Annotated in this window: 8 protein-coding genes and 1 pseudogene; 4 read left to right on the forward strand and 5 right to left on the reverse strand. The window is 57.1% G+C overall.

Annotation, left to right across the window (positions count from 1 at the left end):
- Window positions 1–201: 201 nt before the first annotated feature.
- Together ACOYW1_RS16820 and creD are read right to left on the reverse strand one after the other, a co-directional pair.
- A complete protein-coding gene (locus ACOYW1_RS16820; protein ID WP_482418942.1) occupies window positions 202–591 on the reverse strand; it encodes a Bd3614 family nucleic acid deaminase in 390 nt (129 codons plus the stop codon).
- A gap of 634 nt (window positions 592–1,225) precedes the next feature.
- A pseudogene (gene creD / locus ACOYW1_RS16825) lies at window positions 1,226–2,559 on the reverse strand (cell envelope integrity protein CreD).
- Window positions 2,560–2,732: 173 nt separating this feature from the next.
- On the opposite strand from creD, the gene creB reads away from it, so the two are divergent.
- From creB to ACOYW1_RS16840, 3 genes are all read left to right on the forward strand, one after another.
- Window positions 2,733–3,437, forward strand: coding sequence for a two-component system response regulator CreB (gene creB / locus ACOYW1_RS16830; protein WP_482418943.1), 705 nt, complete (start codon window positions 2,733–2,735; stop codon window positions 3,435–3,437).
- Window positions 3,434–4,864 carry a two-component system sensor histidine kinase CreC gene (gene creC, locus ACOYW1_RS16835; protein ID WP_482418944.1) on the forward strand — a complete coding sequence of 477 codons (1,431 nt, stop codon included), beginning with the start codon at window positions 3,434–3,436 and terminating at the stop codon, window positions 4,862–4,864. Before creB ends, creC begins: the two co-directional genes overlap by 4 nt.
- A 264-nt stretch (window positions 4,865–5,128) precedes the next feature.
- A complete protein-coding gene (locus ACOYW1_RS16840; protein ID WP_482415575.1) occupies window positions 5,129–5,344 on the forward strand; it encodes a hypothetical protein in 216 nt (71 codons plus the stop codon).
- A 94-nt stretch (window positions 5,345–5,438) separates the two neighbouring features.
- On the opposite strand, the gene ACOYW1_RS16845 is transcribed toward ACOYW1_RS16840, so the two are convergent.
- Window positions 5,439–5,801, reverse strand: coding sequence for a CGGC domain-containing protein (locus ACOYW1_RS16845; protein WP_180143070.1), 363 nt, complete (start codon window positions 5,799–5,801; stop codon window positions 5,439–5,441).
- A gap of 468 nt (window positions 5,802–6,269) precedes the next feature.
- Between ACOYW1_RS16845 and ACOYW1_RS16850 the strand changes: the two genes are divergently transcribed.
- Window positions 6,270–10,736 (forward strand): DUF3859 domain-containing protein, encoded by a 4,467-nt coding sequence (locus ACOYW1_RS16850; protein ID WP_482418945.1) that lies wholly within the window; start codon window positions 6,270–6,272, stop codon window positions 10,734–10,736.
- Between the two features lie 272 nt (window positions 10,737–11,008).
- Here ACOYW1_RS16850 and ACOYW1_RS16855 read toward each other — a convergent pair whose 3' ends face one another.
- On the reverse strand, window positions 11,009–11,386 hold the full coding sequence (locus ACOYW1_RS16855) for a hypothetical protein (RefSeq protein WP_482418946.1): 378 nt from the start codon (window positions 11,384–11,386) through the stop codon (window positions 11,009–11,011).
- Between the two features lie 408 nt (window positions 11,387–11,794).
- Window positions 11,795–13,372, reverse strand: a complete 1,578-nt coding sequence (locus ACOYW1_RS16860; RefSeq protein ID WP_482418947.1) for a radical SAM protein — start codon at window positions 13,370–13,372, stop codon at window positions 11,795–11,797.
- Window positions 13,373–13,392 lie beyond the last annotated feature (20 nt).

Consider the following 13,392-nt stretch of genomic DNA (forward strand, 5'->3'; position numbering starts at 1 on the left):
CAGCAGGTCTCCAGAGCCTGGCCGAAAATATCACGGTTCTCTTCGGGGTATCTCAGCTCATAATTGTTCAGCTTTTCCACAGCCTCTGAAAAGATCTTTTTTGCGGTATCCGTTAACAAAAACCTGGTAATAGACCCTGCAGGGCCTCTTCATATGCTTCGTCAAGGCGGTCGCAAAATTCGGATTCACTCTTATCCGAGATCACCTTTCGCGGATACGGCTCAAACCCATTCTCGTTCCATTTCTTGCTGTCCAGGCCATACGACCCAGCACCCCAAACCCGGGGTCGGTCTGGCCGTAGACGGTCCTGTGGACACTTGTCAGGATCATCATCCCGCTGCACTGGGCACAGGGTACCAGTGTGGTGTAGACCGTAAACCCCTTCAGGGAATACCCACCGGCTTCGTTCAAATACCCCATCATCAGGCGAACCTCCCCATGCTGCGTCCCATTGGAAAGGATGCTGTTGCAGTTTCTTGCCCAGCGCACGATCTTGCCTTCCGGATTCACGAGGACTGATCCGATATTGTGTCCCCGTTTCTCGCCTTCCCCGGTTTGCCAGTCATTGAGCACAACCCCGTAGGCCGTCAAGGTATAAATCTCATCACGTTCGGCCTGGGCTTCGGCGCTGATCGTTACCTCTGTCGACAGGGGAACCTGCTGGACTTGTGCTGACTTGGATGAGCAGGAAACCGGCCGCGCCAGACATCACAAAAAACGGCGGGGCCAGTTTTTTTCTTAACGTCATGGGAGTCACTCTCCTTTTTTAAGGGTTCGACAAACCGAAAAGACCTATCCGTCGCAACATGGCCCGGCCACAATACGTCCGGACCATGTTTTGGATAGCAATTCACGATGCCGGGCAATACGGTGCATACGTCCTGACGCTGGACCTAACCCATGTCACGAGTAACCAACCGCGATGACGTATTCCCTTGACAAGGCCGCTGATTTTTCGTGACATATCCTGACTAAAAGCGAACGAGAGGTATAAAACAGACGTGTCATGTAAAGTGGCAAACAGACGGGGCCGGTAAAATGGAGACGAGGAACCATTGCGACAATCCGCCACAAAATACCTCACCCGGCAAGCTAAAGATAAATCTATATCATTATTCACGATAATTCAACACGCCCTCCCCCTCCCCGTCGCAAGGACTCATCCCACAGGCATGGCACCCTTCTTTAAGGGGAGAAATTCGTCGTCCTGCCGCTCCCACAAACCTTACCCCTGAGGATCGGCACCCCCAAAGGCATCATACCAGTCGACCTTCCTCGTGATAATCATCACCGCAACAAGAACCAGGAAGAGCCCCGCCGACCCCAGGACCAGGGCAAAACGCTCCAGCTGCAGGATGACGTAAAAGACCCCGAACAGAGCAGTGCGAAGAGCCCGGCAGAGTCTTTTCTGCCCGAAAGAAAACCGGCAGAGTAAACGCTGATGGATGAGATGCTCGCGGCCCCGGCAACAAGGTAGGCCCAGGAAAAGCCCAGGTGCTCGGAAAGGGAGAGCAGGAGCAGGTAAAACAGGGAGAGGGAAATCCCCACCAGAACGTACTGCATGGGATGGATCCGGCGATTTTTCACTACCTCGAAAATAAAAAACGTCAAAAAGGTGATGGTGATGATCACCAGGGCGTACTTCACCGAGCGCTCGGACTTTGTATAGAAATCCACGGGCTGGACCAGTTGCACCCCGAAGGAAAGGGGGTCCAGAGCCGATGAGGAGATGAATGTATGCTCCTTGCCCGACGTCCAGGCACGGGCAAGGGTCCCGTCGTAACTGGTCACATCCCAGTGGGCGGTGAATCCTTCCGGGCCGATCTCCCTGGATGTGGGAAAATATCGGCCCTGAAAGCCGGGATGCTCCCAGGTGGAACGAAGATCCACGGTATTGGTGTTGCCCACGGGGGTCACATTCAACCGCCCGGCCCCCTGGAGGGGCAGGTAAATTTCAAAGGAGAAGGGGTGAACGCTGTCATCCGGGGAGCCCTGGGCATGCAGGGCCCGTCCCAGGGTACTGTTTTCAAGTAGCACCGAGGCGTGAAGGCCCTGCAAAGGGGCCCCCGGTGTTTTGCCGTGTCGAATTCGACACGGCTTATCCTGCCAGAGAAACCGGGCCTTTCTCTGGACGCCCTGGAGCTGCGAAATGCCCGCACTCAAAAACGCCTTGTCCCAGAGAATCCTGTCCACGGCCGGTTCGCATTCAAAAAAAGCCGGAAGCGCAAAGGATCCTTTGAGCGTAATCTCCGATGTATAGACAACCACCTCATAAATTCCCCGACGCCTCGTTTCAGGAACAAGGGCCCCTTCCGCTTCAAGGACATCGGGCAGCAAGTGAACGTACCGGGTTGCATTCTCCTCGTCCACAAAGGGGATGGTCAGAACGGGACCTGTGACCGTCTGGGCCCCGCCCCAGGTTTGCGACACCTCTCGAATGGCCTCCCTGCTCCGTATTTTCCGCTCATTCACAAGCGATTTTATGGCGGTGAGCGGCACAAGCAGCATCACGATCAACGCGGCGATAATCCCGGTTTTCTTCAGAAATAATTGATTCATGGTCCATTCTCCTGGCAGTGCTTTTTTATTGATATGATCCCCGGCCAAGGCTATAAACCAAGGCCTGAAGGCATGCGCCGGCCCCTTGCAGATCCCCGGTCGCCCCGGGGCCCTCACACGCCTCTTTTTCGCCCGGAGACATGAACCCAGTATGAAGTGGATATGAAAAGAGTATGAATTCTCTTGTCCTGATCGTGGAAGACGAACCTGCCATTGCGGAAAACATACGATACGCCCTGGCCACGGAAGGGTTCGAAACCCTGTGGGAAACCGGGGGCATGGGGGTGATGACGATTCTTGATGAATCGCCTGTGGACCTCATCGTCCTGGATATCGGCCTGCCCGATGTAAACGGCATGGAGCTGTGCAAAACCATCCGCAAAACCCGCACGGTGCCCATTATCTTCCTGACGGCACGGTCCGAGGAAGTGGACAGGATCGTGGGGCTCGAAATCGGGGCGGACGACTACATGGTCAAACCCTTCAGCCCGAGGGAGCTGGCCGCACGGGTCAAGGCCGTCCTTCGCAGGACAGGGGCAGCCACCACACCGGACGCAGACGTAAAATGCAAAACAGAACCGGGTAACGCTGCCTTCCGGGTGGACGACGCACGGCATAAAATCAGCTATTTTTCACAGCCCCTCGACCTCTCCAGATATGAATACAGGATGCTGTCCCTCTTTATTGCCCGCCCGGGCCAGATCTTTTCCAGGGACAGGCTCATGGAGAGGGTCTGGGACGAACCGGGCATGAGCATGGACAGGACCGTGGACGTGCACATCAAAAACATCCGCGCCAAACTGAAAAAAATCCGGCCGGACCTCGACCCCATCCAAACCCACCGTGGCATCGGCTACTCCCTGAAAGAGACACTATGAAACTTGCGGCCCGGATCCTCATCGCCTTTTCCCTGATCCTCTCCCTTGGGTTTTACTACCTTACCCACGATGTCCTGACGAGCATCCGGGTCCGCTACCTGGAAGGCGTGGAAGAGTCTCTGGTGGACGGAGCCCGGATCATGGCTGCCATGATCTCCCAAGACATGGAAACCGGCGCCTTTGCCCCGGACACGCTCCGGGCAACCTTCACAAAGGCCTACGCCCGGGAGTTTGCCTCCAAAATCTATCACCTGAACAAAACCAGCGTGGACATGCGGGTTTACATCACGGACAACCGGGGACGCCTTCTCTTTGACTCCCTGGACAAAGCCCCGGCAGGCACCGACTACTCCCGGTGGCGGGACGTTTCCCTGACCCTTGAAGGAAAATACGGAGCACGCTCGACCCGGGAAGGCGAAGACCCGAACGCACCCACCGTGCTGTACGTAGCCGCTCCCATCCTCATGGGAGACCAGATCACCGGGGTCCTCACCGTGGGCAAACCCACCACCAACATCAACAGCTTCCTGCGCATTGCCAAAGCGCAAATCATCAAACGAAGCGTCATCGCCCTCACCGCAGCCCTTTTCGCAGGCTTTTTCCTTATCCTCTTCATCACGCGGCCCATCAAAAGGCTCACCCGGTATGCCCACGACGTCCGAAAAGGAAAGAAAACGGCCCTGCCCACCCTGGACCGAAGTGAAATCGGTGAAATGGGGCGGGCCTTTGAAAGCATGAAAGACGCCCTTGAAGGGCGCAAATACGTGGAGACCTACGTCCAGACCCTCACCCATGAAATCAAAAGCCCCATCTCAGCCATCCAGGGAGCCGCAGAGCTTCTGGAAGAGGAGATGCCCGCGCCGCAGCGTCAGCGCTTTATTAACAACATCCAAAACGAATCCCGGCGAATCAGGCAACTTGTGGACAGAATGCTCCAACTGGCGGCCATCGAGAACATGAAGGGCCTGAAAGAGCCTGAACCATTGGCTGTAAAAGCCCTCATCAACAGTGTCACCGAACGGCTCATGCCCCTTGTCGCCCAAAAAAGTATCCACCTTGCCCAGGACCTCGACCCGGGCCTCACGGTGACAGGGGACGCGTTTCTGTTAAAGCAGGCCCTCTCCAACCTCATCCAGAATGCCCTTGATTTCAGCGCCCACGGTGAGACCATCCGAATCGCTGCGAACAGAAAGGGCTCCCTGGCCTCGTTCTCGGTGGAAGACCGGGGCCCCGGCATTCCCGACTATGCCCAGGACCGGCTCTTTGAAAAATTCTTCTCCCTGCAGCGCCCCGAAGACCACAAAAAAAGCACGGGCCTGGGGCTCAACTTTGTCAAAGAGATCGCCGAACTCCACCGTGGCCACATCGCCCTTGAAAACCGAACCAACGGTGGCGCCCGGGCCATCTTGACCCTGCCCCTGGGTTAGGAAAAACAATAGCAGATGCCTCCGGCGGCCCTGCCGGGGAGCCAACCTTTTTTTATTTACCGGAACGTTTTTGCGGAGTTTTTTTCAAAAGCGACCCGCCGGAGGCAACTGAAGTGTTCCATGCGTTGACCCTGCCGGGCCAAGACCTGTGGGGATGACTTTTTCCATGGATGCTGTATACTCCTTTTCCACGGCGCACGTTCCGCCCCACACGCTTTTGTGGGCGCTAAAAATACTATTCATCCAGGAAAAAGGATTATCAGAATGTCGGACAGAGAAGATTTACTGCGCATCAACGCCAACATCAGCATCACCACAGCCACCCTGCAGGCCATTGTGGCAAACGTCAAACGCAAAACCGGGAAAGATGAGAGGGGAATTTACCGAGTGGACACCGCGGACGCGGTGAGCGACATGATCACTAAGTTCCTTATCGAACAGGACTTTGAGTCCTATGCCATGGACGAAGACAACTACTGATACCTCCCCGCACAAGCGAGGCACACCCTGAAAAGAGGCGAAACACATCGCCCGCAAACCGGTGTTGCGGGCGACGCCCGGACCTGGCCCCGAATCAGGAAAAGATATCGCTGGGCTTGTAGGGGTGCGTGCCTTCAACCACCTCCACCCCGGCCTTGGCCTTGATCTTTTTGATCAGGGTCTCGCTGTGGGGACAGTGGTCGGTGATACAGGGAGCGATATGAACCTTGGTGGGGGTCTCACCCATGGGCTTGTTCCACAGGTTCACCTGGGCCAGCCGCGTCACGATGGTGGCCCCGGGGCAGTCCCCGCAGTTCAAGAGCCCCATCAGTTCAGCGTCTTCTTCATACCGTTGAAACTCGCCTTCACGGCGATTGAACCCCACCATGCATCGCGAACAGCCGATACACACATCATCCATGGCCTTCTTGCAACCGACAATCAGAATCTTTTCCATGTGCTCCTCCGAAGGTTGATATGATCAGGACCCGGGCACAACACAATGGCTGGAATCCGTGGATGTGAGCTGCCATTCTGGTGCTGCGGATTCCCACCCGCCACACATGCCGGGTTGAAAATGCCCTTGCCATCGAGCCCTGGACCTTTATTTTCCAGCCCACATTCCTCACGCTGATAATACTTAAGCTATATCTCTATAGATTTGCAAGGAAGGGATTATTTTAATCAGGAGTCGAAACAACATGAACCACTCCCTTCCTTTCTCTTTTGCTCCCCCGATTCATTTCTGCTATAGTCCGTCGTTTTTTGCCGGAGCCATACCTGACGGACGCATCTCACATGCCCTTTCCCCACGGTCAAAAGCACCTGCCAAGAAAAATTCAAAAAACGTTTACCCCGAGATTGAAAAACCATCATGACTCACCAGTCATGCCAACTGAATTGAGCCCATTTGCGGAGTGTTTCCATGGAGCAGTTTCATACAACAAACAAAATCACCTTCGACCCTCAGGACATCCGGTCCATCAAGGCAGGCCTCCGGACATACGGTCGCCTCATACGCTCTGAAGAGGCCTTTACCGAGGACATGTTCTCCTACTGCAACATATATGTCGAAACCGAGTCCGGGACGGCCATAACCCTTTCGGACATCGATAACACCTCCCTTGCCGAGGAGGTCTACCGGTTCAAAAGGGGCTCGGCGGCACCCGTGGAGAGCACCCGCCTCGACGAGTTTCTCTATTCCGAGACCCACCTCTTTCTCAAGGCCTGTGATCACCCGGAGCTGAAGGCAGAAATCCTGGACGCGGCCATGGCCATCGTGGAGTACGCCCGCAAGCAGAACGACACCTCGGCCATGTGGATTGACGATGTCGCCGTGTTCGGTGTGGACATCCTGTACATCATTGCGCGCAGGTTCCCCGAGTACACTTATCTCCTGGGGGCCTACTTCATCCCTTACTGGGACACGGAGCACGCCGACTACATTCTGGGCTACCTCCCCATGCTCGTACGCCGGTGCGGCATCACCCGGGACCTCATCAAGGCCTTCTGTTACTGCGACAATGCCGAGGTACGAACCATGATATTTGCCTCCCACGGCATGGACACCGAAGGGATGATGATCGATGCATCGGAAGAAGAGCGCGACCTTCTGCTGCACCTTCGCAAGCACCCCGACGACCACGCCTACTTCAAAGAGGCCATGAAGGAACGGTTTGCCAGCCAGCCTTTCCTTCAGTACAGCGAAGATGAACGGGACCATGTGGAGCGCCCCATTGACGCGTTTTACATCACCATGCTCACCAGCGGCGAAGAGTATGTCGATGAAGACGACCACCTTGAAATCCTCAGCCGAAAAGGGGTGCGGGACCAGGCCGACAACGAGGCAGCAGAACTCCACGACGAGATCGAGGCATTCCTGGGTCGTCCCCTGGTCTCTCCACGACCCGCCGAAGAAGAGGATGACGACTGTTACTACTACCGTGGAGAGGCCACGGAACAGTGGCAGTCTTTCATTGAAGGGGCCTTTGACAACGGGGAGGCCATCTGGGCTTATGTTGAGCACGGACATAAACCTGAGGTCCTTGACACCCTTGCGCCCTGTGATCCCATGGACCTCGCCAGGAAAGGCAATCACAAGATCCTGAAAACCTTTACCTGGTATGTGGGAGGGTTCGACAGCCTCCTTGAAGAGTTCCACCACACCATCCGGGACCTTGTCTACGACCACTGCGACGAGGACCTCACCTCCGCAGAGATCACCCGGGGAGAACAGTGCATCCTCCGATTTCTGGATGTGTTCCACCGATTTTTCGGTAAACAGCCCTTTGCCATGGACACGGTGGATTTCATCACCGATGAATGGGAGATGCTATCCGAAGCGGACTTCCAGACCCGCTACGGCTCAGACTGGCGCCAGGCCTTCAAACAGAACCTCGACGCCTTCACCGGAGACAACGACAACGTCTTCGGCAAAAACCTCACCGCCTGTACCAGGCTACTGCGCGAGCACCGGGAGGACGCCACACCCCTCCTGGCCGATCTCTTTTCCCACAAAGATCCAGGCCTCATGACCCTTGCCGCGTGCACGCTTCACACCGACTTCACCGAAAACGCCCACGACACCCTCACCGATACCCTCGTCACCTACGTGGAGACCCATTTCCTCCCCTTTTTCTTTGACGAGGTGGAGGACCACTCCAGCTTTATCTGCGCAGAAAAAGCCCAAAGGCTCCGTGACCCGAACCGGCCCGAGCACATGCGCCCCACACCGGAGGAGGTGGAAAAGCTGGAAAAAGCCCTGGCAGACTGGAACCGAGTCAAAACCTACGTCCGCGGGGTGAAGCCTGCGGCCCCTCCAAGGGACCTCATCATGAAAGCCATGAAGGTGGGCAAAGAGGGACTCACCCCCGAGGAGCTGGCCCAGCTCCAGCCCCCCAAGGGGGAGCGCCTCACCCACGAGGAAGCCCTTGAGATCATGAAAAACCGCCTTGGGGTCCGTGACAGCCGTAGCCATGCCAGGCAGGCCCATTATGAACTTTTCACTGGCGTCTCCGACCACATCCAGAAAATCCAGATCACGGCCTATTTCCTGGCCCTCATGCCCCTTTCCATCAGCAAAGCCGCTTCTCGCGCCTTGATGCTCCTGGCTGACCTGGCCCCGGTAAAGAGCCTGCGAAACCTGAGTTTCATCCACCGGGCCTCCTACCGCGATGAGTTCATGGACACCGTCACGGACGAAATCACCTTTGAGGACAATCTGGAGAGGCTCAAATTTCCAAAACCCGGTATCTGGGCATGGAAGGTGGAGCGGTGCCAGAACAACGAGGACAAGGCCTCCCTTTACCACAGCCTCATGGAGATGTTCACCGAAGGGGAGACCGAGGAAGACCGCAGCTTCTTCGGAAAAATCCACGCCAACAACAAGCGGGACCTCAGGGACGGGCTCGGGATGCTGCCCAAATCCACACAGCTCCAATTTTTCAAAGACACCCAGGAAGCCTTTCCCGACTTCGGGTTCGACCTGGGCCGGGAACTCTTTTTCGACACCCTCGCCACCGTGCTCAACTCAAGCCTGACCTGCCCGGAAAGCGTCTTTGTCAGCCGCGCCCGAAGCCATGGCGCCATCCTGTCAGTGGCAGACCCCACTGCCAGCGCCCCCATCCTTGGGAAGGTGAGCCCTGTCCCCTCCGAGGCCGAAGCCCTGAAGCAGGCCGAGCTGGAAGAGGCCGCCAATCCTGGGGGCAACGGCTACCGATGGCTTCTCCTTCAGGAGACCGACACCGGATACGTCCCCCTTCTCCGCCCCTGGATCGTACCCATCCTCTTCAGGGAGATGGCCCAGGGGTACGGCTCCTTCCTGTACAGCACCCGTGTGGCGGTGGTCTCGGCATCCTGCCCCCCTGAGCTGATTGAGAGCCTGCACCGGGAGATGACCCGGGATTCCTTCAAAGCCGCCATGGCCGACGATGCCCTGGCCTATGTCCGTGGAGAAAAGCCCTTTGCCGAGGTGGCCCCCATTGCCGCCCACGCCATTGAGAAGCTCTCCTTCGAAATGGAGAGTTACTACGACTGCAGGATAAAAGACTTCATCTGGACCATGGACGAGCCCACGCGTCTCCGCGCCCTCACCTTCCTGGCAGCGGCCAGCCCCGAAGGCCTTGAAGCGGGCTGGGAAGAGTTCCAGGGCTCCTTTGACGCGTATATCGCCTACATCAAGCAGGTGAATCCCCCTGTGCATTGCCTCTTTTCCTTTATCCTGGACTGCGGGGAGGCAAAGGCCCTTCTGGAGCTGGCAAAGGAAGCGGATCTCGTCCCCTGCCTTGCAGGCCTCAAGCCCCAAAAACGCCTTGAGGCCCTTGAGCTGATCGACGAAGAGCCCTCGGCCCTGCCCCTTCTCCTGGCCTTTAAAGACGACGGCTCAAGGAAAATCCGTGACCTGGTGGCCCGAGCGAAAAAAGCCGCCCCCGAGGCACAAGCCCTTCCCAGGCTGACCCTTGTGGACTTCGGGCCCTACGTCCTGGAGTCTGACGCCTGCGACGAAACCCCTGCACCGGGTGCATCGGTCATGGCCCACAACCCACGGATCCTGGAGGAGACCCTCCTTATCCCGGCCCAGGTCGGTACCAGCTTCGGTATCCGGTTCACCTGCAACGACGCGGACGCCCCCGAGGTGCTTTCCCATCGCGTGCGGATTCTCCACCCCGCCCTTTCGGGCGAACAGGAAGCCGTCACCAGCACCGAATGGGCTCAAAACGGTGTGAGCCAGGGACGCATCTTCGCTGGCTGGACCTTTGAGACGGCAGCCGAATGCGTACCGGGCATGTGGACCATCGAGATCCGGGACACGGACAACACCCAGACCCTGCTGACGCAAACCTTCCGGGTGGTGGCCCCTGCGGCCGCCCCTGACGGACTGGAGCGCATCATCCGCGAAGGGGCCGCCGCCCCTGGGATCGAGGAAATCCAGGCCCCGGGATCCCTCCACCTTGTTTCTGGAGAGCTCGTGGTGTGCGATGCAAGCCATCCGCACAAGGCGATCAGCCTGGTTCACCCCCTGCCCAACGGCACCCCCTCGGTCCGTCTCATCTTTCAAAAAGAGACCCGAAAGATGGCCTATGGTGAAATCCGGTACAGCAACGACGCCGTTACCAGCTGGCACCCCGAGCCTTTTGCCCATGAAGAGACAGGCAACTGCCCCGAGGTCTGCATCACCTCGGGCACCCTCTGCATCATGGACCGGAAAACCCACGACCTGTGCATGGCAAAACAGGTCTCCTTCGGGGAAGCCCCCGGCCCCCTCATGCAGCCCGACCCGGACAAGGCCCACAACGCCTTGGTGTTGAAGGCAGGCACCTCACGCGTCACCTGCCACGGCGGGTACAATGTCTCAGGGGAGTTGGCCACCCTGGTCTTTGCCTTTGATGCCTAAATAAGGTGATGCCTTATCTGGGCAACGTGCATAAAAAAGCCTGCGGTATAAACCATGCCGCAGGCTTTTTGAGAGTTTGTTGTAGCTGTTCAGTCGCTAAAAAGAGGCCCCATGGGGTGCCCAGCATAAAGAGCCTGTCCCCTGTTTGCTGGTCCCCTGTTTGCTGATTGCTGATTGCCAGGGTCCGGGTTTTTCCCCTCCAAAATAAAAACGCCGTGCCCATGGAGCTTCCCATGGTGCACGGCGATCATAAAAGCGTGCGGAGCTGCGACTTAAAAATTAAAATTGTTCATAACGTCGCTGAAGCCGTCCACCACAGTGGCCACCTGATGGGCCATCATGATATCCCGCAGCAAAAACACAGCCACCATGGTCCAGATACCATAGGTACAGACCTGCAATTCCAGGCCGGTGCTCTCGGTTTTCTGCTTCATCAACAGGGCCACGCCCGCTACGGCCACGGGGACCATCAGCCACCAGCGAATGGAAAGGCTTCCGATAAAGCAGAGGATAACAAAAACAAGGATCAGGCCAACACCCGCAAACGTCAGGGGGTTGAACGCCTTGATGGCCTCCATGGCCTGCTTCTGATCCATCGGTGTCTCCTGGGTGGTCTCTGTCTGTTGCTCGTCCATCGTCTCCTCCGTCATTCCACATCATCCAATTCCGAGTCGCAAAGCAAAACACATGACATACCCTGCGCCTCACAGGGGCCGAAAGCACCCGGCCTTCCTAAGGATCTCCATCCGTCGGGAAACGTACCTCCTCCCCCAAGAAAAAATACCAGTCAAACGCCCCCATTATTACGTCCAAAAAAGCAAAATAACAACATTGTTTTACTATACAGCAAAAAGTACTGTCAAAAATTTAATATGACCATACAGATAGTTACCACCCAGAGGCCACACAAAAACATCACATGTAGTCATAGTGCTCCAAAACCATCTCAAAAATGTTCCGCCAGAGAAAACATCTCGCCCCGTGTTCCCCTGAAGCAAAAAAAACCTGCGGCACACAAACAACTTGCCGCAGGCTTTGATGGCTTATGTCAAATGGCGTCAGGTCGCCGGGTAGACCCCTTGAACCGCGCCGGTGAACCGCCCGATGTAACCCGGGAATCTTTTTTCACCCTCTTCCAGAATCTCCCGAGCCTTACCCGGCTGATTGAGTTCCGAGTAAACCACGGAGAGGTCATAAAAAGAGTCCATGTGCTGGGGCGTGGCCGCTTCGGTGGCCTTGAGCAGACTTGCGATACCCTCCTCGGTGCGGTTAAGCCGGTGAAGGCTCAGGCCAAGGCCCTTGAGGGCATATGGGTTCTGCGGATCCATCTTCAGGACCTCTTCGTTGGCCTCCTTGGCCTGTGTGAAATTGTTCAGGTTGTAGCTCACGAACCCGAACAGCTCCAGGGCATCCACCCGCTGCGGGTCCAGCTCCAGGACGCGCTTCAACGTGAGGGAGGCGAGCTGCCACTTCTGCTGGTTGGCATAGGCCCAGGCCGTCTCCATGAGTTCCGCCGGATCGTTGTAGCCCTTCAGCTTGCTCCGGGTGGCCTCCATGGTGGTGTGGTAGACGCAGTACTGGTTCTCCGCATGGATGGAGCCATTCAGGGTCAACCGGGTGTTGGGGCAGCCGCCCAGACAGGCGTCGCCGTATGCGCACTCTCCGCACAGGCCGCCGAGGTCCGACTTTTTAAGACTGCGGGACCAGGAGAAGGCATCGGGGGCGTTCCAGATCTCCGTTAAGGGGCGCTCCCTGATGTTGCCCTCTATCATGCCGGTATCCCGAATGGACGTGCACCCCAGGATGTCCCCGTTGTGAAGGATCCCGAAGCTTCGCTTACCGGCGTTGCACCCCTGCCACAGCACGGCTGTCGGGACATTCATGCTGATCTGGCGAACGATGCTCTCCTTTTCGGTGTAGTACCCCAGGCAATCGGCGGGAAAAACCTTGATGCGCCCCTCCATCGTAACCCGGTGGGAGTAGTCGATGAGGTATTCGATGACCGAAGGCTCCACCACGGACTCCCGGTCCTCGGCCATGTTCCCCATGGGCAGGCCGATCTGGATCTGCCAGAGGTCCACGTTGTTTTCCAGAAGGATCTCCTTGATCTCGTCGAGCTGGTGGAGGTTGTGCTTGGTCACCGTGGTGTTGGAGGCGCTCACATGGTTGCAGGCGTTAAGCACCTGAAAGGCACTGATCACCTTGTCAAAGGCCCCTTTTTTCCGAATGGCGTCGTGGGTTTCACGGTTGCCGTCCAGGGAGATGGAGATGGTCTCCACCCCGTTGGCCTGGGCCGTCTTTACCATCTCCTCATTGACCAGCCAGCCGTTGGTGATGATGTTGGGCTTGATGCCGTTGGCGGTGAGGCGCCCTGCAAGCTTCGGCCAGTCGGTCCGGGTCAGGGGCTCCCCCCCGGACAGGGTAATCCACTTGAGTCCCACCGCTTTGAGGTCGTCACAAAGGGCCAGGGCCTCATCCGTGGTCAGCTCATCCGGCAACGGCTCCGCACAGGACGACCCGCAGTGGTCGCATCGCATGTTGCACCCCATGGTGATTTCCCAGACAGCGGTAACAGGCAAATAATCCATGCTCCGATCCTTTTCGTATGTGGGTTCCGGGTCAAGGGCTGCAGCCATGGGGTCCTCCCGGTGACTGC

The sequence above is a fragment of the Desulfoluna sp. CYM3A genome, assembly GCF_056829965.1.